Below are 22052 nucleotides of genomic sequence, written 5' to 3'. Positions count from 1 at the left end.
TAAAATTAGAAATTTTTTACGAGGTGGAAAATGCTCGAAATGTTTAAACCGACTTGGATGGTTGAACGCGCTTATGAGATCTCACCAGCGGCTCTCAAGCGTCAAGGTATCCGAGCCGTCTTCAGTGATTTGGACAATACTTTGATTGCTTGGAACAATCCAAACGGGACGCCTGAACTACGGACTTGGATGGAAGAACTGCATCAGGCTGGAATTCCATTGATTGTTGTCTCTAATAACAGTCGGGCGCGAATCGGCAAGGCGGTTCAAAAGCTGGATCTGCCATATGTTGCGCGGTCACTTAAACCGTTTAGCTTTGGCATCACAAGAGCACGTAAGAAGTTGGGCCTAGAAACATCTGAGGTCGTAATGGTTGGCGATCAGCTGCTGACCGATGTGGCAGCTGCCAATCATGCTCATATTCGCAGTATCTTGGTTAAGCCGCTGATTGAAACCGATAAGTGGGTGACGCGGCCAAATCGCTTTATGGAAAAATTTGTTATGCAGGATTTGCAGAAACAGTATCCAGATATGGACTGGCAGGAGGAACTTAAATAGATGACAGAAATGCATGATGAAGAATTGCGCTGCATTGGCTGTGGCGCGATAATTCAGACTACGGATCCGGATGGTTTGGGATATACGCCTAATTCAGCACTAAAAAAAGGACTGGAAACAGGTGAGCTTTACTGTCAGCGCTGCTTTAGACTGCGCCATTACAACGAAATCGCGCCAGTTTCCTTGACTGATGATGATTTTTTGCGTCTGTTAAACCATATTCGCGATGCTCACGCTTTAATCGTTTATGTCGTGGACATCTTTGATTTTAATGGCAGTCTGATTCCAGGACTGCACCGTTTTGTGGGCAATGACAATCCGGTCTTGCTGGTTGGCAACAAAGAAGACGTACTGCCTCGTTCACTGCGGCGGCGCAAGTTAACGGACTGGTTGCGGCAGCAGGCTAATTTGGCTGGCTTGCGGCCAATCGATACACTGCTTGTTTCGGCTAAAAAGAACCATCAGATTGATCAGCTGCTGGCTGAGATTGAAAAGCATCGTGCTGATCGTGACGTCTACGTTGTTGGGGTAACCAACGTCGGTAAGTCAACCTTGATCAATGCCATCATCAAGCAGCAGACTGGGGTTCAAGACTTGATCACGACTTCGCGTTTTCCTGGCACGACGCTGGATAAGATAGAGATTCCTTTAGATGACGGTCACAAGCTGGTTGACACGCCAGGGATCATTCATCAAGAACAAATGGCGCATGTCTTATCGGCGAAGGACTTGAAAATTGTGGCTCCACAAAAAGAAATCAAGCCAAGGACCTTTCAGCTTAATGATTCACAGACCGTCTTTTTAGGCGGTGTGGCTCGTTTTGATTATGTAAAAGGACCGCATGCCGGTATCGTGGCCTATTTTGAAAACAGCCTGCCGCTGCATCGGACCAAATTGGCCAATGCGGATGAATTTTATGAAAAACACTGTGGCGATTTGCTGACGCCGCCAACCAGTGATGAAAAGGCAACCTTTCCGCCGCTTGAACGGCATGAGTTTGCTATTAAGGAAAAAAGTGATCTGGTCTTTGAAGGTCTGGGCTGGATTACGGTACCAGCTGGCACGACGGTAGCCGGATGGGCGCCTAAAGGAGTCGATGTCTTGGTACGTCGCGCAATGATCTGATTTAATCACAGAAAGGAAAATAATCTATGAATCTTCGCGGAAAGCAGAAGCGTTTTTTGCGTGCACAGGCTAACCATCTCCAGCCATTGTTTGCAGTCGGTAAGAACGGCCTAACACAGGCTTGGCTAGCGCAATTGGATGGTGCCTTGGACAAGCGTGAGCTGATCAAGGTCAGCATTTTGCAGAATGCCGATGAAACAACTGGCGATGTCAAAGAGTTCATTGAACAAAACAGCGATATTCAAGTTGTGCAAGAAATCGGCCGAGTACTGGTTTTGTTTAAGGTCTCAAGCAATCCCAAGCTGCGGGAACTCTCACAGCGTGTTGAACGCATCTAGAAACGAGGTGTGATTCTTGCAGCAGGCTAAAGCAACGATCGCAATCCCTAAGCCGCAAGTTCAGCGCACCAGCTTTCAGCATCGCAAGCGAATCGGTATTTATGGTGGGACATTTAATCCCGTGCATAACGCTCATTTACTGGCCGCTGACCAGGTTGGCAAAACGCTCTTATTGAATAAGGTGCTTTTCATGCCTGACATGATTCCGCCACACGTTGATCATAAGGAGGCTATTGATGCTGAAGACCGCGTCAATATGCTACAGCTGGCGATTGAGGACAATCCTTTGTTTGGTATTGAAATGGCTGAAATTGAGCGTGGCGGCATCAGCTATACCTACGATACGATGAAATATCTGAAAGAAAAGCACCCTGATACCGACTATTACTTTATTATCGGTGGCGATATGGTGGACTACCTGCCAAAATGGCACGAGATCGATAAATTGGTTAAATTGGTAAACTTTGTCGGCGTCCGGCGTCCTGGAGCGCAAAATGACTCACAATATCCGGTTATCTGGGTTGACGTACCAGGTGTCGGCTTCAGCTCAACCGATATTCGCGAGCGGATCAAGCAGGGCCGTTCGATTCGTTATATGGTTCCCGATAAAGTTGCCGAATATATTAAGGAGCATCAGCTATATCATGAGTGATGAATTGATTTATCAAGAGCATTTAATTCCAATGACACGCCAAGAGCTGATTGAACATCTACGGACTGCTTTGCGCGATAAGCGTTTTGAGCATGTACTGCGTGTTGAGAAAACCGCAATTGAATTGGCAAAACAATACGATGTTGATGTAGAAGCAGCCAGCATTGCCGGACTTTGTCATGATTATGCCAAGCAGCGTGCTGATGAGGACTTTATTAAGGTAATCAAAGCCAAGAAACTGGATCCCGACCTTTTAAACTATGGCAACGCAATCTGGCATGGATTTGTCGGCGCTGAGCTGGTTAAAGACGAACTTGGCGTGCATGATGAAGATATTTTGAACGCCATTCGCTTCCATACAACGGGGGCGGCTTACATGACCAAGCTAGCGCAGATCATCTATATGGCAGATTATATCGAACCAGGTCGCGACTTTCCGGCTGTTAAAAAGGCGCGCAAGCTTACCAAGCAGAATCTGGGAGCTGGCGTTGCCTATCAAACCAAGCATACGCTGCTTTACCTGATCAAAAACAACGCCCCGATTCATCCACAAACTCTGGCAACCTTTAATGCATGGGTGCCGCAATATGGAAAGGAAATTGATTAATGGACAGCAAAGAATTATTAAAGATGGCCGTACAGGCAGCAGATGGTCGGCGTGCCGAAGACATTACGGCCTTAAAAGTCGACATGATTACACCAATGGCTGACTATTTCGTTATTATGACTGGGGGATCCAATCGGCAGGTCCAAGCCATTGCCAACGCGATTATCGAAGCCGCTCATGAAAATGGCGTCGACATCAAGAGCGTTGAAGGCAAGCAGGAAGCACAGTGGATCTTGATTGATCTTGGCGATGTGGTCGTACACGTCTTTCGTGAAGAAACGCGCCACTACTATAACCTGGAAAAGCTTTGGTCTGACGCGCCGTTGGTTGACTTGAGCGAATGGGTTAAAGAATAGTCATGATCTACGGAACGTTTGCTCAGCTGTACGATGAATTGTTTGAAAGCGACATGTATCAGCAATGGCATGAATTTGTCGAAAACCGGCTGCCAAAAAGCGCACGGACGATTTTGGACGTTGCTGGGGGTGCGGGACGACTGGGCGTTTTATTGGCACGAGACGGCTATCAGGTCGTTGACTTTGATTTTTCAGAAGAGATGCTGAGTCTGGCTTTTAAGCATGCTCAAGAAGCACAGGTACCAATGACGCTGATACAAGGCGATATGCGCGATCTGAGCGGCTTGGATCAATATGATGCGATTACCTGTTTTGCCGACTCGCTTTGCTATCTGGATGATTTTGCCGACGTTCAGTCAACACTTGAACAGATGGCGGCACATTTAAAAGATGATGGTTGGCTGCTGTTTGACGTAATTACGCCATATCAGACCGATGAAATCTATCCCGGCTATATGTACAACTATGAAGATCCCGATGAGCAACGGGCCTTTTTATGGCGCAGCTATGCCGATGATGACGTTGAGCATGGCGTGATCCATGAATTAACCTTTTTTAACCGTCTGCCGGATAATCATTATCAGCGGCTGCATGAAACTCATTTTGAACGGGCTTATGAACTAAAAAACTGGCGAGAAGCACTTTTAAAGGCAGGATTTAATCGGATTGAGGTCAAAGCAGATTTTGGCCGCCGAGCGATTGATGAAAAAACGACCCGCTGGTTTTTTATTTGTCGAAAGCAGGTGAATTAATGCATGCGGTGGGGTTGGTAACTGAATATAATCCTTTTCATAATGGTCATCGCTATCACCTCAGCCAGGCGCGAGAGTTAACTCATGCCGAGGTTGTCGTTGCCGTAATGAGTGGTAATTTTACGCAGCGCGGCGAACCAACGCTGCTTGATAAATGGCAGCGAGCGCAAGCAGCACTGACTAATGGCGTCGATCTGGTTGTTGAACTGCCGATCTTTATGGCCGTGCAGCCAGCCCATCGTTTTGCGGCCGGAGCCTTAGAATTGTTGGCGACCTTAGGAGTTGATGACGTGGTTTTTGGTGCTGAACATCCAAAATGGGATTTTAAGCAGCTGGTAGCCGCGGAGCAAAACTTTACTGCCAGCGATTTTAGTCAGTATAACGCGACTTTTGCCACGCAGTTCAATGACCAGCTGAAAGATCAGACCGGCTTGTCATTGACTGATCCTAACGATATCTTGTCATTTGGTTATTATAAGGCACAGATTAATGAACGGCTGCCGCTTAGTCTGCACCCGATTCAGCGGCGCGGCAGTCAGTATCATGATGAGCATATTGAGGGAAAGATTGCCAGTGCCAGTGCGATTCGGCAGGCCGTTTTAGAGCATGGTGATTTTAAACAGGCAGTTCCTAAACAGACGGCCCAGCAGCTGCAAAAGCTTCAGCAGGTGCCTAGTTGGGACGCAATGTATCCGATGCTGCGCAATCTGCTGATTCAAACCCCGGTTGAGCAGCTGGCCCGGATTTATCAAATGGCAGAAGGACTTGAGTATCGGATGAAAGATGCGGCTCAGCGCAATCTGACCTTTGCTGGCTTTATGAAGGCAGTCAAGACGAAGCGCTACACCTACGCGCATCTGTTAAGAGTCTATCTGTATACGATCCTGCAGCTTACTGAGTCGCAGATGAGTGATCATCTTAAACGGCCCTATCTGCATGTTTTAGGCTTTAATGAACGCGGTAGAGCCTATCTGCATTCGATTAAGAAACAGGTTGAATTGCCGCTTTTAACCAAGATTGATCAAAACCTGCGCGATGATCTGATCAATCTCGACTATCGCGCAGGCAAGCTCTATCAGACTTTTACGCCGGTTGAACAGGATTTAAAGCATGCGCCGGTGATTGTTAAGGGTGTCAAGGAATAAACATTGACAAGCAAACTTGGGACTAGTATAATAACGCTTGTTGCATTAGGAGGTTAGTACCGTGAAATGGACGTTGGCTGAACTTCATCGCTATCATGATGAGCCGCTGCATATTCAAAGTACTTTTGATCTAAACGCATCACTGACAGAACGGTTCCCTAATCAAGTCCTTAACTGTCAGCCTGTTGAGGTTGATGGCTACGTGGTCTATGATCAGGGTGATGCTACTTTAAGTGTCAACGTCAAGACAACGCTGACCGTACCATCCAGCCGTTCGCTGAAACCGGTCGAATTGCCATTGGATTTTGCATTTGCTGAAACCTATGTCAATGATGAATCGCATGTAGGTCGTTATGAGGATGACGAATTGATTTTCGTTTTAGCTGACCCGCACGATACAATTGATTTTGAAAATGTTTTGGCCGAAAATATTATCGAGCAGATTCCAATGCAGGTATTGTCCGAAGATGAAAAAAACGCATCTCAAATGCCAAATGGCAAGGGTTGGGAAGTCGTTGCCGAGGATAATATCAATCAGGCACCGGATAAGGAACATGTTGATCCACGTTTCGCTAAGCTAAAAAACTTATTTCCTGATCAGGATAACCAAAATTAGCGAACGGTTAAAAACCACTAGTGGATAGATTATTTGAAGGAGGTGTCACACATGGCTGTACCAGCACGGAAGACATCCAAGACGCGTAAGCGCAATCGTCGTGGTCACATCAAGCTGACTGTGCCTGGCTTGGCTCCATGTCCAAACTGTGGTGAACTGCGCAAGTCACACATGGTTTGCCCAAGCTGTGGTTACTACAACGGCAAGCAAGCTGTTGAAAACAACTAATCACGTCGATTTTATTCGATTAAAGACCTTTCTCGAGGCGCCGGACCTGGGAAGGTCTTTTTTTTATGTAAAGATTGAAAAAATTTTAATTTTAACACCGTTTAATTAATCTTAAAGGTAGGGAAGATTAGGTTTGTGTGATAAAATTGTTGTGGTTATTATGTGGGAGTAAGACCCACCAATTTAAACGAGGAGCGTTTTAATATGAGTCGGATTTTAATTATTGAAGATGAAGAAAACCTGGCACGATTCGTAGAACTAGAATTAAAGCATGAAGGCTATGAAACCGATGTTGAGCTTGATGGCCGCGCCGGACTGGATGCCGCTTTGAATCAAGACTTTGACGTGATTCTGCTTGATTTGATGCTGCCAGAACTGAACGGGATTGAAGTAGCCCGTCGCGTGCGGGAAATCAAGGACACGCCGATTATCATCATGACGGCACGTGATTCGGTTATTGATCGGGTTTCTGGCTTGGATCATGGGGCTGATGACTACATCGTCAAGCCATTTGCCATTGAAGAGCTGCTGGCCCGCGTACGAGCACTGCTGCGTCGAATCAGTATTGAAGGCGGCAATGCCAAGAGTCATCAGACAACGGTTACGTATAAAGACCTGACGATTGAAAAAGAAAACCGCGTCGTTCGTCGTGGCGAGGAGATCATCAACCTGACCAAGCGTGAATATGAACTGCTTTTGATCTTGATGGAAAACATCAATGTCGTCATGTCGCGTAAAGAATTGCTCAGCAAGGTTTGGGGATATGATTCCAAGGTTGAAACCAACGTTGTGGATGTCTATATCCGTTATCTGCGTAATAAAATCGACCGCCCTGGCGAAAAGAGCTACATTCAAACCGTTCGCGGTACTGGTTACGTAATTCGTTCCTAGTTGTTAAAGAAGGGTCTTTATGAGCGAAAAGCAATCAAAATCATCTCGCTTCGTTTCGCTCAAGGTAAAGTGGGCTATTGGCACGGCCATTGGATCTTTAATCATTTCAATGATCGTAGTGGTCTCACTGTTTAGTGCCTTCACACAAAACCTGCTACAGCAGGAACGCAGCGAGCTTAATCATAATATGTCCATCGTGGTTCGGCAGTTGGGCAATGCTGGCGAAAGCTCTTTGACCAAGAATAGGGTGCAGTCGATTTTTAAACGTGAAATCATGCTTAACGACACGACTGAATTTTATCGTCAGCCCTTGGTGCAGGGATTAAGCAATTCCCAAGTGACAATTACGGTGATGAACGGCAAAGGCCAAAAGATTTTTGAGACGGCCAAGGCAACGCTGCCGCTGAAAACTTATCAGCATTCCGCAACAGAAATGGTCAAGGGCAATCATCATCGCATTATGGTTGGTCGTGAACCGATCCTGTCACATGATGGTACGATCATCGGCTATGTCCAGGTAGAAAATGATTTAAGTCAGTACTATCAAGTCTTTAAACGCTTGATTTTGATTTCGGTGCTGGCTCTTTGTCTGGTTGTGATTGCCAGTGGCCTGTTGGGGTACTTTCTATCTTATTATTGGTTGCGGCCACTCGACGATATTCATGATACCTTGACAGTAGTAAGAGATGATCCAACCAGCGATGTGCGCGTGCCGAAAGACGTTGCTGAATTAAATGACGAACTGGGCGAATTATCGCGCATGTTTAATCAGATGCTTGATCAGACACAGCGCTACATTGACCAGCAGACGCAATTTGTCAGTGACGTTTCACACGAGCTCAGAACGCCGGTTGCCATTATTCAAGGACACATGGAAATGCTGCAGCGCTGGGGCAAGGATGATCCCCAAGTCTTGGATGAGTCAATTGCCGCTGCCTTAAAAGAAACAACGCGGATGAACAGTCTGATCAAAGAAATGCTTGATCTGACCCGCGCCGAACAAGTTGACGTTAAGTTTCACGATGCCGTCACTGGGGTAAAAGACGTGGTCGAACAAGTATTTAACAATTTCAAGATGCTGTATCCGGACTACGTTTTCCGCTTTGATGATGATCTGCATGAAGACGTTCCAGTACACATCTATCGTGACCATCTTGAACAGATCCTGATCATCTTATTTGACAATGCCGTGAAATATTCTAAAGATCGCAAGGAAGTTCATCTTTCCTTATCGCGCAATCTAAATGCTATTGAAATTGGTGTTCAGGACTTTGGCGAGGGGATCCCGCAAGAAGACGTGCTGCATGTCTTTGATCGTTTCTATCGCGTTGATAAGGCTCGCAGCCGTAAAAAGGGTGGCAATGGTCTGGGACTGGCAATTGCCAAGCGGCTGGTCGAAGGCTATCATGGTCATATTGCCGTTGAAAGTACGGTTGGATCTGGATCGCTGTTTCGGATTACTTTACCGATCGTGAAGGAAAAACCGGTTGAAAAAGATAAATAAGCGCAGTCTTTAGCTGCCGTAAACAAAAACCTCGTTTCAAAAATTGAAGCGAGGTTTTTTATTTAGATTGATTTGGTCAGGTTGGCTTTCCTTTGGGCATCTTCCATCAGTTTGAGCCGGTGATCCTGTTGATGAACCAGGAAAAAGCCAATCAGCGTGATCAAAAGCTCCGTTACTGGTACGGCAGCCCAAACCCCATTAATGCCGAACAGCCAACCCATTAGGATGATGGCAGGCAGCAAGACGACATAGCCTCTTAAAAGCGAGAGTGAAAACGAAAGCGTGGCGCAGTTAATGGCGGTCAGGAAAATAATCATCAACAGATTGATTGCTGAAAATAAAGTACTGGTAAAGTAGATCGGCATTCCCTCCATGGCATAGCGAGTCAGCTGCAGAGAATGGTCGTGGTTGAACAGCGTAATAATTGGATGACGGAATACAACCAGGACGATAAACGCTAAAACGGCAATTACTGCCGTGATCTTTAATCCGTGTCTTAACGCTAGCCGGACGTTGCGAAAATGCCGCGTCCCATATTCACGACTGGCTAATGGCTGAACCCCTAAAGCGACACCATTAGCGATTGCTACGGTAACGATGGCGATGTTTGAGATTACGCCATAAGCTGCCACGGCATAGTTGCCGTTGAGTTTGAGCAAAACCATGTTGAAGACATAGATTGAAACCCCAGTACTTAATTCGTTTAGGCAGGCTGAAACGCCAAGCTTAGCAGCTGTTTTAAGCGTTTTAAGCCTTGGCCAGACCCAGTGCCATTCCAGCTGCCGATATGGAAAACGTTTATGAAAAGAAAGTACGATCAGACTGGTTGCTGGCGAAACGACTGCTGCTAAGGCGGCCCCTTCGATCTGAAGATGCAGGCCAAAAATAAAGAACCAGTCAAAGATGATAACGACAAAGCTTTCAATCAATGCGGCGCGCATTGTCAAGCCGGGATGATTGTCGTTGCGAACGAAATTAACGGAAATGTAGTTGGCCATGGTAACTGGCGCGTCAATTGACATCAGCCGCAGATACTTGATTGCCATATCCATGGTCTGATCATTGGCACCCAGAATCGTTGCCAGTGGCCGTGTAAATAGATTGATTAGAATAATGACTGCAGTTCCCAGCAAAACGGCAAAAATAACCAGTTCACTGTAAAGCGTCTTAACGCGTTCTGGATGGTCAACCTTATTCAATGAAAAATAAGCAGCGCCGCCCACGCCTAAAAGCAGGCCAGTACAGTTGAAAAGACTATAGATGGGCAGAGCCAAATTCAAGACGGTCAAGCCCATTGCTCCGGCAGCCATTGAGATAAAAAGCGTATCAATCAGAATATAGATTGAAAGGCCGACTGAAGCGGTAACGTTACGGACGATATAGTTGTTTAACTCGCCGATGATCGATTCATGATGTTTCAATTTTCACCATCCCTTTGCTTTAGGAGCGCTGATTAGACAAACCTTGCTCATATTATAAAATAAAAAAACGGTCAGCGTAGCAGTTAAGCTGCATCAGATCAAAAAGAAAGAGCCGATTCGTCTCATAGAAGAATCGTTGAGATAAATCAGCTCTAATGATTTAGATGATAATGCCATTGCAATGATCGAGCTCATGCTGAACGGCCTCAGCAGCAAACCCAGTCAATGAAAGCGATTGTTTTTGCCAGTTAAGGTCGTAATATTCAACAACGATCTGCTGGTAACGGGTTGCTGGGCGCTGGCCAGTGAGACTGAGGCAGCCTTCCTTGGTCTGGTAAGGCTCTTTTTTGATCGTCAGTTTTGGATTCAGCATGGCTACGCTGACCGGTCCCAAAGATACGGCAATTACAGCAACCGGCGCGCCAATCATATTGGCTGCCATCCCAACGCAATTTGCGGAATTAGCCGCAAGCGTTTCTAAAAGGTCCTTGGCTAATGGGATATCTTGTTTAGTGGCTGGGCGAGCTTTTTGGGATAGAATCTGCAGGTTGCGACAGATTGGCTTGATCATAATGATTAGTTTCCTTTCTTTTTATCTGAGTTTATAAAAAGCATCGGGTCACAATCAGACCGCGATGCTTTAGGATCAATTACTTGGATGAATGATGGTGCTGCTTGCCGGCATTGCGACGCCGATTCTTATTAGCAGCAGGCTTGGATTTGGCTGGTGCCTTTTTGAGCTGTTCAATCGTATCAGTCGTCGGCTTGGCGACAGTTGGCTGAGCAGGAATCGGGTCTGGCATCTTAACTGGGTGATCCTTCATTTCTTGTTTGATGTTTTCACGCAGCTTTGGTCGCCAGGCATTTACCAGCCAAGTCTGCAAGATTGCAAACAGGGCACTAACGACAAAGTATAGTCCTAAACCAGCTGAAGACGTCCATGCGATAAACAAAATCATAACTGGGCTCATCAGCATGGCAGCCCCCATTTGTTTACGCTGTTCCTTAGGCACGCCAATCATGGAAAGCCAGCCTTGGACCAGATAAGCCAAGAATGACAAGATGGCCAGAATCGCGCTTGGCTTCCCTAAAGGCATTCCCATGAACGTAGCATGGTAAAGATCGGGCGAGTAGCGGATGGCCGCGTACAGAGCAGCAAAGATCGGTAATTGAATCAGTAAAGGCAGGCAACCGATTCCACCGGTCATCGAGATGTTGTTGTCACGATAAAGCTGCATCATCTGCTGGCTGACAGCGGCTTGTTCCTGGGGCGTCTTGGCGTCTTTTTGCCGTTGCTGCAGCTCACGCAGTTGCGGCTGCACCATTGCCATTTTTTCCTGCATCAGCGTTGATTTTTTCATTTGGCTCATCATAACCGGCAAAAGGATCAAGCGGACGATCACAACGATCACGACGATTGCCCAGCCATAGTTGTTTCCCATGTGCTGAGCCAGCCAAGTCATCAGGTGCTGCATGGGTTTAGCCATGTAATTGTAGACCCAGCCGATTGGATGTCCATGCTTGTCGGTACGTACGCAGCCGCTTAAGATCAGCAGCATGGTGCCTAAAAGCATGGCCACGGTGAGGCGTTTTTTCTTCATTTTAAATAGCTCATTCCTTTGACTTCAATAAATTTAACATTTTGTATCTTACCTTAAAAAGGGCTTAAAATCTAGCAACTTCAACAAGATCACCGCATTTTAAAGTCCTGCCAGTCGTTTCTGATAGCGCGTGGCTCGATTTGCATGCCAGCAACTTTGGCATATGGATTGGGACCGGCCTGGACTTCTTTGACAAACATTTTGACCGCTGCAGCTGGACCTTGGACGTCGATCGTAACGCTGCCGTCCCATTCGTTTTTGACTTGACCGACCAGACCGTGCTGCAAAGCCAGTTCGTGAGTTGACCAGCGAAAACCAACGCCCTGGACTCTGCCAGTGACGACAATATGATAATTAAGCATAAAAACCCCTCCCGTAAGCGGTTGACGATTATCAAGGATCGTTAGGATAATGGTATAATTGAGTTAACGATAAACTGAGGTGAAAAATTAAACTATGGAAGAATTAACTTCAATTCATAATCAACGCGTCAAAAACTGGAAAAAACTGCAGACGCGCAAGTACCGTCGGCAAACTGGCCAATATATGCTGGATGGCTGGCATTTGGTTCAAGAAGCGATGCAAAGCGGACTAACGATTCATGAGCTGGTTGGGACTAAGGCTGCCTTGACCGAACACAGTGATATTGTATCACGGGTTGACGCAGTCTATCAGGTCACGCCTGAAATCATGCGTCATATTACAGAAACGATCACGCCCCAAGGCATCGTAGCAATTGTTGACATGCCGGATCTCAAACGCAAGCCTGACCTGCCGTTAAAAGGAGCATGGCTGCTGCTGGATCGGGTGCAGGACCCAGGCAACGTAGGAACGATGGTCAGAACTGCTGATGCGGCCGGCTTTGCGGGAGTGGTTGCTGGAGATCGGACCGCTGACTTCTGCAGTCCGAAAGTAGTCCGTTCTATGCAAGGAAGTCAGTTTCACCTGCAACTGTTTGAAGGCGACTTGAACAAATGGATTGCTGATTTTAAACAGCAGCATTCTCCAGTGTACGGCACGCAGCTTAACCCGGCGGCCAAAAACTTTCGTGATGTGCATCCCGGCACCGATTTTGCCTTGATTATGGGGAATGAAGGTCAAGGGATGAGCGCTGATCTTTTAAAGCAAACAACGGATAATCTGTATATTCCAATGCGTGGCCAAGCCGAGTCACTCAACGTTGCAGTTTCAGCTGGTATTTTAATGTTTCAGCTAAACGCCCAAAACTAAATCCTCAGTTGTCGTCAATCCTGCTGAGTTGCTTACTATTAATACTTACATTTTATAAGAGCTTATTAATTTATTTTTGATAGCAAATCATGTATGATATTGACAAATAAAGGAAGGGGCCAGTTACTATGAAAACCGAAAACGAATGGCGTCAAGACCCAGAATATGTATCCTTGGTCAAAGATCTGCTAGAACAGCCGGCCGTTAAAAGGCTTGCACACTATAAGCAGCATCATCATTCCAATCGCCTGCAGCATTCGATTGCCGTTTCTTTTGACAGCTACAAGCTGGCAAAGAAAATGCATCTGGACTACAAGAGCACGGCGCGGGCCGGACTTTTGCATGATCTGTTCTACTATGACTGGCGAACTACCAAATTCAATCTGGGGTCGCATGCCTTTATTCACCCTCGTGTTGCCTTGCGTAATGCTGAAAAAATCACGCATCTGAATAAAAAAGAGCGTGACATTATCTTAAAGCATATGTTTGGTGCGACCATGGCCGTTCCACGCTACATGGAAAGTTTGATCGTGTCAATGGTGGACAACTACGAAGCTGAGCATGAATTCTTCGGTCCGCTGCGCAAAAAGCTTGAACAGCAAAAAAAGGTTGTGGATTGGCATGCTGCTCCTTCCAAAAACAGTAAAAAGATTTAGTTTTGAAGAGGGGAAGATTACATGGATCAAGTAAAGGCCAAACAGGATGATTTTACGCTGTGTCCAAAGTTTACAGAGACATTTGCCATGCTGGGGAAAAAATGGAACGGACTGATCATTGAAGTCTTGCTGCATGAACGTACGCAACGCTTCAAGGATCTGGCAGCACATGTGGAAAAATGCAGCGATCGGGTACTTTGTGAACGGTTGAAGGAACTGGAAGAAGACGGGATTGTTTCACGTAATACCTATCCTGGTGAAAGTCGGGTTGATTATTCATTGACTAAACGTGGCCGCGATTTGGCACCAGTAATGGAAGCCGTACACGAATGGAGCAATCAGTGGTGCGGTAAAGACTAAAATTAGGACTTGACCAAGGTGTCATGATTGCCTAAAATAGCTTTATATTTATTAAAGCGACTGTGATGGAAATTAGTAGCTGATCAAACGGCATCAAGGGAGAAATGATCATCGACTGCAAATCATTTCTGTTGGCATCAGCGAATTTCACTTCCGGAGTCGGTACCTTGTATCCCGGTTGACGACCGTTATCAGTCATTTGAGCGTATGACATTGTCATAAACCAGGGTGGTACCGCGAAAAACTCGTCCCTCGATTCGTCGAAGGACGAGTTTTTTTGTGGCCACGCTAAGGAGGAAAATTGATGGGTTTAAGAGAAAAACTTGAAGAATTGCGTCAACAAGGTCTCAGTGAAATTGCAGACAGTGAGGACTTAAAGAACGTTAACGATATTCGTGTCAAGCTATTGGGTAAGAAAGGCCCAATTACCAACGTTCTGCGCGGCATGCGAGATCTGAGTGCCGAAGAACGGCCAAAAGTCGGCAAGTTTGCCAATGAGGTCCGTGATGAATTGCAAAAGGCTTTGGAAAATAAAAAGGCCAGCCTGGAACAAGCATTGATGGATGCTAAGCTGCAAAGCGAATCAATTGATGTTACGCTGCCAGGAACGCCGGTTGCACAAGGCCAGCCGCATGTGATTCAGCAAATCATTGATCAGCTGGTTGATCTGTTCATTGGCATGGGTTATGAAGTTGCAGTCGGTGATGAAGTTGAACAAGAAGAATACAACTTTGAAAAGCTGAACCTGCCTAAGGATCACCCAGCTCGTGACATGCAGGATACTTTCTACATTACGCCATCAGTTCTGATGCGGACGCAGACTTCGCCAATGCAGGCGCGGATGATGGAAAAACACGACTTTTCCAAGGGTCCTTTGAAGATGATCTCACCAGGTAAGGTCTACCGGCGCGATACTGATGATGCCACGCACAGTCATCAGTTCCACCAAGTCGAAGGACTAGTTGTCGGTGAACACGTAACGATGGCTGATTTGAAAGGGACGCTGGAAGTCGTTGCCCAAAATCTGTTTGGTGATCAATTGAAGGTTCGCTTGCGGCCAAGCTACTTCCCATTTACCGAACCAAGCGTTGAAGCTGACGTTACCTGCTTTAATTGTCTGGGCAAGGGCTGTGCAATCTGTAAAGGAACGGGCTGGATTGAAGTCTTGGGTGCTGGGATGGTTCATCCAAACGTTTTGAAGATGTCAGGCGTTGATCCTGATGTATATGGCGGCTTTGCCTTTGGACTGGGGCCGGACCGCTTTGCCATGATTAAATACGGTGTTGAAGACATTCGTGATTTCTACCAAAACGACATGCGCTTCTTGACGCAATTTGATCAGAAAGGATAATCTCAATGAAAGTTTCATACCAATGGTTAAATGAATATCTGCCGCTTGAAAAGAACCAGATTGAACCCAACGCGCTGGCCGAAAAACTGGCTTTGACCTCAGTTGACATTAATGAGGTCTACTCGCCAAGCGATGGGCTGAGCAATATCGTCGTGGGTCAGATTGAATCGGTCAAGCCACATCCAGACTCTGATCACCTCAATTTGTGCCAAGTTAAGATCAGCGAAGGGGCTACCGTTCAGATTGTCTGTGGCGCACCTAATGTCAGTCAGGCAGCTGGTAAGAAGGTCATTGTTGCCTTAGCTGGTGCCAAGCTCAAAGATGGCACCAAGATCAAGCGCGGCAAGATTCGTGGCGAAGAATCAAACGGCATGCTTTGCGCGCTGCAGGAAATTGGCTTTAGTGACAAGATTGCACCAAAGGCTTATGAAGAAGGCATCTGGTTCCTGCCAGATGATGCCAGGGTGGGCGATGCCGTCTTTGGCTACCTGGGAATGGATGATACGATCATTGACACCGATTTGACGCCAAACCGGGGCGACATGCTGAGTATGTACGGTAACGTCAACGATCTGAGTGCGATTTACGACTTGCCGAATAATTTCGTTTCACATGACGTTAAGGAAAACGGTTCGCAAAAAGCAGCCGACTTGCTTAAAATTACGATCCCGGATCCAAAGATTGCACCGGTCTACAAAGCACGGGTGATCAAGAACGTTAAGCTGGGTGAGAGTCCAATGTGGCTGCAGATTCGGCTTTGGAATTCTGGGATTCGGCCAATCAACAATGTCGTGGACGTTACCAATTACATCCTGCTCAAGTACGGTCAGCCAATGCACAGTTATGACTATGATCGGTTGCCGGCCCATGAGCTCAGCGTTCGTCATGCGCATGAAGGCGAAAAGTTCGTAACGCTGGATGAGGCCGAACAAACGCTGCAAAAAGAAGACATCCTGGTAACCTCAAACGATGAGCCAGTCTGCCTGGCCGGAACGATGGGCGGCTTGAGCACGGCCGTTAACGGTCAAACACAAAACGTGGTCTTAGAGGCTGCCATCTTTGATTCAGTCATGGTTCGCAAGCAGGCGCGACGCTTGGATCTGCACAGCGAAAGCTCAATGCGATTTGAACGGGGCGTTAATCCAGAAACTGTAGAAACGGCCTTAAATGAGGCTGCTTACTGGCTGCAGCAGCTGGCTGGCGGTGAGGTTGAGCAGGGCATCGTTACTGGCAGTGAGACGCCAAGCAAGTCAACGCCAATTACGATGTCTTTGACTAAGATCAATGCCGTATTGGGCACGGATCTGAAACTGGCACAGGTTGAAAACATCTTTGATCGACTGAAGTTTGCCTACACGCAATCGGATGACGATACGCTGGTCGTAAGCGTACCGGCACGGCGCTGGGATATCAGCATTGCGGCCGATCTGAATGAAGAAATCGCTCGTCTGTACGGCTACAACAATATTCCTTCAACCTTGCCAACCATGACGCGGACGCTGGGCGGCTTGAATTTGCGGCAAAAGTTCTTGAAGGCAACGCGCCAATCTTTGCAGAGCATGGGATTGAACCAGGCGATCAGCTACTCATTAATGAACGAAGAACAGGCTCAGCAGTTTACGATTGAACCAGCTGTTAAGCCAATGCAGCTTGACTACCCAATGAGTTCTGATCATACAACGGCTCGCGAAAGCATCGTCAGTGGTCTTTTGGTTGATGTAGCCTACAATACTACGCGTCAGGTAGAAGATATCGCGCTTTATGAACAGGGCCGCGTCTTCATTCCAAAAGGCGGCGAGCGTCCTGAAGAGCAAGAACACGTTGCTGGGGCCATGGCGGGAAGCCTGTTGTCTGACAGTTGGAATCTACAGCGACGTCCGGTTGATTTTTATCAGATCAAGGGAATCGTAGAACGCTACCTGCACAACATGGCAATTGCCGGCACGATTGAATACGTTGCTGACAGCACCCGTCTTGAGATGCACCCTGGTCGGACGGCCAATATTTTGTTAAACGGCAAGCTGATTGGATTCGTTGGTCAGGTTCACCCACAAATGGCCAAGGACTTAAAGATTCCAGAAACCTATGTCTTTGAACTGAACGTCGAAGCACTGCTGGCTGCCGATAAGCTGCCAAAACAATATCGTCATATCAGCAAATATCCAGCCGTAACGCGTGATATTGCTCTGTTGGTTGCTGAAGACGCAACGAATGAAGAAGTCGTTGATCTGATCTACCAAAAAGGCGGTCAATACCTCAAAGACGTTCACCTGTTTGACGTCTACACGGGTACCAAGCTGCCAGCTGGCAAGAAGTCGTTGGCCTACACGCTGACTTATCAAGCTGATGATGCAACGCTGACAGAAGATCAGGTTAATGAAGCATTTGCCAGAGTCGAAAAACACCTGCAAAATGTTTTGAATGCAGAAATTCGTTAATTGTAGTTATTGATTAGGGGACGTCTAAAAAGGCGGTCCCTTTTTGCTATTTTGTTTGAGGACCTTAAAATGCCCCATTTTACCAAACAACAGATTCGGCGTCAAAACATCGTGACCCTGCTTTTGATTGTTATTCTCATCGTTAGTGGTTTGATTGCGCATGGCTGGTTTAATCATGAGCTGCTGCCGGTAGATGCCGATGACCAAACCAGGCGCGTGGTTGAGATTCCTAAGGGTACGACCGATAAACAGGCCGGGACGCTGCTTAAAAAGAAAAAACTGGTTCGCAATGCCTATGTATTTGACTATTATCTGCAGACGCACAAGACGCAAGGCATTAAGGCGGGGCGCTTTTATTTGAAACGGAGTCAGTCAACGCCCCAGATCGTTGAAAAACTGCAGCAAAAACCAACGGCTGCGACAAATACTGCCGAATAAACTTGTCGCTGCTATCTGGCTGCGCTATACTAAGTTTCGTATTGATAAATAAAGGAGAATTTTAGCGTGAACAATGATGACAAACGTCCAATCATTATTGGCGTAACGGGTGGCTCCGGCAGTGGCAAGACCACGGTTAGCCGGGCTATCTACAATCAGCTGCATGGACAATCCATCCAGATTATCACTCAAGATACCTATTACAACGACCAGGCTGATATGACTATGGAACAGCGCAAGGCCGTCAACTATGATCATCCCTTGGCCTTTGATACGGATCTTTTGGTTGAGCAGCTGGACCAACTGCGGCACAATCAAGCCGTTGAAATGCCGGTCTATGACTACAAAGCCTACACGCGGGCTAAGGAGACCGTGCATGTGGAACCACAAGACGTAATTATTCTGGAAGGCATTTTGATCCTGGATGACGAGCGACTCCGTAATCTGATGGATATCAAGGTGTATGTTGATACTGATGATGACATTCGCATCATCCGCCGTATTCAGCGTGATATGGAAGAGCGCGGGCGTTCGCTGAACTCAATTATTGGTCAGTATTTGGCAACGGTTAAGCCGATGTATCATCAATTCATCGAGCCAACCAAGCGCTACGCCGATCTGATCGTGCCAGAAGGTGGTGAAAACCAGGTCGCAATTGATCTTTTATCGACTAAGGTTCGCGACATTCTGGTTAAGCGCGGTCATACTGAACTAAAGTAAGCATAAAGATGGTTTACAATTATTGTTGAGCATGTTAACGTTGCAAAAGACGAAATTCAAACAGAAATCTAGGAAAATTTAAAGGAGTTGTTGAAATGGCTGAAGAAAAAAGCTACCCAATGACAGCTGAAGGTAAGCAGAAACTGGAAGAAGAACTGGAAAACCTGCGCTTGGTACGGCGTCCAGAAGTAATCAAGCGAATCAAGATCGCCCGTAGCTATGGTGACCTTTCGGAAAACTCTGAATACGAATCTGCCAAGGATGAACAGTCATTCGTTGAAAGCCGGATCTCACAGATCGAACACATGCTGCAGTACTCAGTGATCATTGATAACAATGACGTGGCTGCCGATGAGGTTTCGATGGGTCGTCAGGTGACGTTTAAGGAACTGCCAGATGAAGAACCAGAAACCTACCAAATCGTTGGCGAGTCTGAATCTGACCCGCTGAACGGCAAAATCTCTAATGAATCACCAATGGCTAAAGGCTTGATTGGTCACAAGGTCGGCGATGAAGTCGAAATTGAGATTCCAAACGGGACGATGAAAGTCAAGATTCTGGAAGTTAAATAATCGGTGAGCATTTGCCAGCTGATCGGCGCGATTTATGTGGGTCTTTATCAAATCGTATTGGTGAAGATCAATTCCCTGCTTCAAAAATGAAGTGGGGATTTTTTATTGCTTTAACGTTGACAAATGTAATTTAAAAGTGCAGACTGATCACATCAATAATTACATGTGTAAACAAAGGGGGACTAAACAAATGCTTAAGTTTTTGATTTTATTGATAGCCATGCTTTTAATCGTAGTAATTGGCTGGTGGTTCTTTGGTCATCATCAAGAAAAGGCCACGACAGCGCGGCTTAATGACAATGGTCAGGATCAAAAAATCAGAGTTGAGGTCAATGGCGGCTATTCGCCAAGCACGATCGTTTTAAAAAAAGGCGTACCGGCAGAACTGGATTTTTATCGCAAGGATCCTTCTGCCTGTCTGGAAAGAGTAGTTTTTCCAGAACAGGGAATCAACGAGAAACTGCCACAAAATCAGCTGCACCAGATTGAATTTGACACCAGTAAAGCCGGCGAGTATGAATTTGCCTGTGGAATGAATATGTTTCATGGCAAGGTGATTGTCAAATGATGAGCATTCGAAAACGCTTCTGGCTGGCATTGATACTTTCCTTGCCAATGCTTTATGAAATGCTGGCCATGCTGTTTGCCTGGCCGTTGCTGCCAAACGGTAATTGGATCGCGTTGGTGCTGACGACTTTGATCATGCTGATATCTGGACGGGCATTTATTCAAAGTGCCTGGGCAGCATTTTTGCATCACCATGCCAACATGGACACGTTGGTTGCCGTTGGGACCATGACGGCATATCTTTACAGTCTCGATGCTTTGATGCATCAGCGAGACGTGTTTTTTGAAAGTGCCGCTTATATTATCGTCTTTGTCTTATTAGGCCAGTATCTGGAAGACAAGATGCGCACACAGGCTTCGCAGGCAACGACTAAGCTGCTGGAACTGCAGGCAAGACAGGCCACCGTAATCAGAAATGGTCAGACTAGTCAGATTCCGATTGAAGAAGTTATGATTGGCGATCGGCTGCTGGCCAGACCAGGAGAAAAAATTGCCGCGGATGGCAGAATCGTTAAGGGACATTCAACGGTCAATGAGTCAATGATTACCGGCGAAAGCATGCCAATTGAAAAACAGGCTGGTGATCTGGTAATCGGCGGCACGCTTAATCAAACCGGAGTATTAGAGTACACGGCTGAAAAGGTTGGCAAGGATACCATGCTGGCTCAGATCGTTGAAATCGTCAGACACGCCCAATCCAGTCACGCGCCGATTCAAAAAATGGCTGACCGGATTGCTGATGTTTTCGTTCCAGTGGTCTTGATGATTGCAATTGCCGTTTTTGCCGTCTGGTACGTCTTTTTGGATGCTGAATTAGCCAAGGCGCTGACCTTTGCTGTTTCGACAATCGTAATTGCCTGTCCATGCGCTTTGGGCATTGCCACGCCGACAGCCCTGATGGTTGGTACGGGGCGTGCGGCTAAAATGGGGATTCTGATCAAAAATGGCGAAGTATTGGAAACCGCCAGTCATATTAAAAACATTGCCTTTGATAAAACTGGTACGCTTACGCAGGGACAGCCGGTCGTTACGGATGTAATTGGCGACCCAAAGCAAGTCTTAACGCTGGCAGCTGCTTTAGAGTCGCTGTCGGAGCATCCACTGGCTGACGCAATCGTAAAGGCGGCACAGAATCAAGCAATCATTCTTCCTAAAGTGACCGACTTTTTTAATCGAGTGGGACAGGGCGTTACCGGTCAAGTCAATGGTCATCAGGTATTTGTCGGCAAGCCCCAGCTGGCCAGTCAACCGCTGGGCAAAGAATGGCAGGATCAAATCGAGCAGCTTCAAGAAGTCGGCAAGACAACGGCCGCAGTTGGTCAAGATGGACTGATCATCGGCCTGATCGCGATTCAAGACGCTCCCAAGCCGTCTGCTCAAGCAGCAATCGCCAATTTGAAGCAGCAAGGGATGCACACAGTTATGATTACCGGTGATAATAAACGAGCAGCCCAAGCAGTTGCCAAGCAGGTCGGGATTGATGAGGTAATTGCCGAGGTAAAGCCAGGTGATAAGGCTCAACAGGTTAAAACACTGCAGCAGCAAGGAGTGACGGCATTTGTCGGTGATGGGGTCAATGACGCACCAGCATTGGCAGTTGCAGACGTTGGGATTGCCATGGGATCGGGAACCGATGTTGCAATTGAGACGGGCGGCATCGTCTTGATTAAAAACAGCCTTAAGGATGTCGTCAAGGCACTTGCGATTGCCAAAAAGACCTTTGCCCGCATCAAGCTGAATCTTTTTTGGGCGCTGATCTATAATCTGATCGGCATTCCGATTGCAGCCGGCGTCTTTGCGCGCTGGGGACTGGTGCTCAGTCCGGCATTGGCTGGTCTGGCAATGGCTTTCAGCTCTGCTTCGGTAGTCGCTAGCTCATTGATGCTTAACATGGCTAAAATCGATGACTAAAATCAAAACTATTAA

General features: G+C 46.7%; 26 protein-coding genes. 22 read left to right on the top strand and 4 right to left on the bottom strand.

The features are described from left to right. Positions 1-30: 30 nt before the first annotated feature. The 12 genes from ACLUWI_RS05455 to ACLUWI_RS05400 all read left to right on the top strand — a co-directional run bounded on the left by ACLUWI_RS05455 (position 31) and on the right by ACLUWI_RS05400 (position 8772). The gene (locus ACLUWI_RS05455; RefSeq protein ID WP_412146491.1) at positions 31-558 is read left to right on the top strand and encodes a YqeG family HAD IIIA-type phosphatase; all 528 of its coding nucleotides are present in this window, start codon (positions 31-33) and stop codon (positions 556-558) included. Then, complete coding sequence (yqeH, locus tag ACLUWI_RS05450; protein ID WP_412146490.1) at positions 559-1683, top strand: ribosome biogenesis GTPase YqeH; 1125 nt, start codon at positions 559-561, stop codon at positions 1681-1683. Between the two features lie 26 nt (positions 1684-1709). Beyond that, entirely contained in the window at positions 1710-2021 is a 312-nt protein-coding gene (gene yhbY / locus ACLUWI_RS05445) for a ribosome assembly RNA-binding protein YhbY (protein ID WP_006500058.1), read from the top strand. 37 nt (positions 2022-2058) lie between these two features. After that, on the top strand, positions 2059-2673 hold the full coding sequence (locus tag ACLUWI_RS05440) for a nicotinate-nucleotide adenylyltransferase (protein ID WP_412146526.1): 615 nt from the start codon (positions 2059-2061) through the stop codon (positions 2671-2673). Next, positions 2666-3280 (top strand): bis(5'-nucleosyl)-tetraphosphatase (symmetrical) YqeK, encoded by a 615-nt coding sequence (gene yqeK, locus ACLUWI_RS05435; protein ID WP_412146489.1) that lies wholly within the window; start codon positions 2666-2668, stop codon positions 3278-3280. The genes ACLUWI_RS05440 and yqeK overlap by 8 nt, the downstream gene beginning before the upstream one ends. Continuing rightward, positions 3280-3636 carry a ribosome silencing factor gene (rsfS, locus tag ACLUWI_RS05430; RefSeq protein ID WP_412146488.1) on the top strand — a complete coding sequence of 119 codons (357 nt, stop codon included), beginning with the start codon at positions 3280-3282 and terminating at the stop codon, positions 3634-3636. Before yqeK ends, rsfS begins: the two co-directional genes overlap by 1 nt. Before the next feature lie 2 nt (positions 3637-3638). Then, the gene (locus ACLUWI_RS05425; protein WP_412146487.1) at positions 3639-4388 is read left to right on the top strand and encodes a class I SAM-dependent DNA methyltransferase; all 750 of its coding nucleotides are present in this window, start codon (positions 3639-3641) and stop codon (positions 4386-4388) included. Next, a complete protein-coding gene (locus tag ACLUWI_RS05420; RefSeq protein ID WP_412146486.1) occupies positions 4388-5533 on the top strand; it encodes a nucleotidyltransferase in 1146 nt (381 codons plus the stop codon). Before ACLUWI_RS05425 ends, ACLUWI_RS05420 begins: the two co-directional genes overlap by 1 nt. A 61-nt stretch (positions 5534-5594) precedes the next feature. Beyond that, entirely contained in the window at positions 5595-6149 is a 555-nt protein-coding gene (locus ACLUWI_RS05415) for a YceD family protein (protein WP_412146485.1), read from the top strand. A 51-nt stretch (positions 6150-6200) separates the two neighbouring features. Beyond that, positions 6201-6377, top strand: coding sequence for a 50S ribosomal protein L32 (gene rpmF / locus ACLUWI_RS05410; RefSeq protein ID WP_006500051.1), 177 nt, complete (start codon positions 6201-6203; stop codon positions 6375-6377). A gap of 204 nt (positions 6378-6581) precedes the next feature. Next, the gene (locus tag ACLUWI_RS05405; protein WP_412146484.1) at positions 6582-7268 is read left to right on the top strand and encodes a response regulator transcription factor; all 687 of its coding nucleotides are present in this window, start codon (positions 6582-6584) and stop codon (positions 7266-7268) included. Positions 7269-7287: 19 nt separating this feature from the next. Beyond that, positions 7288-8772 (top strand): ATP-binding protein, encoded by a 1485-nt coding sequence (locus ACLUWI_RS05400; protein ID WP_412146483.1) that lies wholly within the window; start codon positions 7288-7290, stop codon positions 8770-8772. A gap of 62 nt (positions 8773-8834) precedes the next feature. Here ACLUWI_RS05400 and ACLUWI_RS05395 read toward each other — a convergent pair whose 3' ends face one another. The 4 genes from ACLUWI_RS05395 to ACLUWI_RS05380 all read right to left on the bottom strand — a co-directional run bounded on the left by ACLUWI_RS05395 (position 8835) and on the right by ACLUWI_RS05380 (position 12156). After that, positions 8835-10193 carry an MATE family efflux transporter gene (locus ACLUWI_RS05395; protein WP_412146482.1) on the bottom strand — a complete coding sequence of 453 codons (1359 nt, stop codon included), beginning with the start codon at positions 10191-10193 and terminating at the stop codon, positions 8835-8837. 160 nt (positions 10194-10353) lie between these two features. Continuing rightward, positions 10354-10764: a peptide deformylase gene (locus ACLUWI_RS05390; protein ID WP_412146481.1), complete on the bottom strand. Its 411-nt coding sequence runs from the start codon at positions 10762-10764 to the stop codon at positions 10354-10356. Between the two features lie 79 nt (positions 10765-10843). After that, positions 10844-11794, bottom strand: a complete 951-nt coding sequence (yidC, locus tag ACLUWI_RS05385) for a membrane protein insertase YidC (protein ID WP_412146480.1) — start codon at positions 11792-11794, stop codon at positions 10844-10846. Positions 11795-11883: 89 nt separating this feature from the next. Continuing rightward, positions 11884-12156 (bottom strand): acylphosphatase, encoded by a 273-nt coding sequence (locus ACLUWI_RS05380; protein WP_272209317.1) that lies wholly within the window; start codon positions 12154-12156, stop codon positions 11884-11886. A gap of 94 nt (positions 12157-12250) precedes the next feature. Between ACLUWI_RS05380 and ACLUWI_RS05375 the strand changes: the two genes are divergently transcribed. The 10 genes from ACLUWI_RS05375 to ACLUWI_RS05330 all read left to right on the top strand — a co-directional run bounded on the left by ACLUWI_RS05375 (position 12251) and on the right by ACLUWI_RS05330 (position 22037). Then, on the top strand, positions 12251-13024 hold the full coding sequence (locus ACLUWI_RS05375; RefSeq protein ID WP_412146479.1) for a TrmH family RNA methyltransferase: 774 nt from the start codon (positions 12251-12253) through the stop codon (positions 13022-13024). Between the two features lie 128 nt (positions 13025-13152). Continuing rightward, positions 13153-13680 carry an HD domain-containing protein gene (locus ACLUWI_RS05370; RefSeq protein ID WP_412146478.1) on the top strand — a complete coding sequence of 176 codons (528 nt, stop codon included), beginning with the start codon at positions 13153-13155 and terminating at the stop codon, positions 13678-13680. Positions 13681-13701: 21 nt separating this feature from the next. Then, positions 13702-14040, top strand: a complete 339-nt coding sequence (locus ACLUWI_RS05365) for a winged helix-turn-helix transcriptional regulator (RefSeq protein ID WP_412146477.1) — start codon at positions 13702-13704, stop codon at positions 14038-14040. A gap of 304 nt (positions 14041-14344) precedes the next feature. Next, positions 14345-15391, top strand: a complete 1047-nt coding sequence (pheS, locus tag ACLUWI_RS05360) for a phenylalanine--tRNA ligase subunit alpha (RefSeq protein ID WP_412146476.1) — start codon at positions 14345-14347, stop codon at positions 15389-15391. Between the two features lie 5 nt (positions 15392-15396). Next, entirely contained in the window at positions 15397-17829 is a 2433-nt protein-coding gene (gene pheT / locus ACLUWI_RS05355) for a phenylalanine--tRNA ligase subunit beta (RefSeq protein WP_412146475.1), read from the top strand. Positions 17830-17898: 69 nt separating this feature from the next. Further along, positions 17899-18267 (top strand): endolytic transglycosylase MltG, encoded by a 369-nt coding sequence (locus tag ACLUWI_RS05350; RefSeq protein ID WP_412146474.1) that lies wholly within the window; start codon positions 17899-17901, stop codon positions 18265-18267. Between the two features lie 66 nt (positions 18268-18333). Continuing rightward, a complete protein-coding gene (gene udk / locus ACLUWI_RS05345; RefSeq protein ID WP_412144980.1) occupies positions 18334-18987 on the top strand; it encodes a uridine kinase in 654 nt (217 codons plus the stop codon). Positions 18988-19082: 95 nt separating this feature from the next. Then, positions 19083-19559, top strand: coding sequence for a transcription elongation factor GreA (greA, locus tag ACLUWI_RS05340; RefSeq protein ID WP_412146473.1), 477 nt, complete (start codon positions 19083-19085; stop codon positions 19557-19559). 190 nt (positions 19560-19749) lie between these two features. Further along, entirely contained in the window at positions 19750-20127 is a 378-nt protein-coding gene (locus ACLUWI_RS05335) for a cupredoxin domain-containing protein (protein WP_412146472.1), read from the top strand. Beyond that, the gene (locus tag ACLUWI_RS05330) at positions 20127-22037 is read left to right on the top strand and encodes a copper-translocating P-type ATPase (protein ID WP_412146525.1); all 1911 of its coding nucleotides are present in this window, start codon (positions 20127-20129) and stop codon (positions 22035-22037) included. Before ACLUWI_RS05335 ends, ACLUWI_RS05330 begins: the two co-directional genes overlap by 1 nt. Positions 22038-22052: the final 15 nt, after the last annotated feature.

Origin of the sequence: Limosilactobacillus mucosae (genome assembly GCF_046939755.1) — a bacterium.
GTDB lineage: Bacteria > Bacillota > Bacilli > Lactobacillales > Lactobacillaceae > Limosilactobacillus > Limosilactobacillus mucosae_A.
Note: the sequence above shows the minus strand (reverse complement) of the source record. Positions and strands in the feature narration are given on the sequence as shown.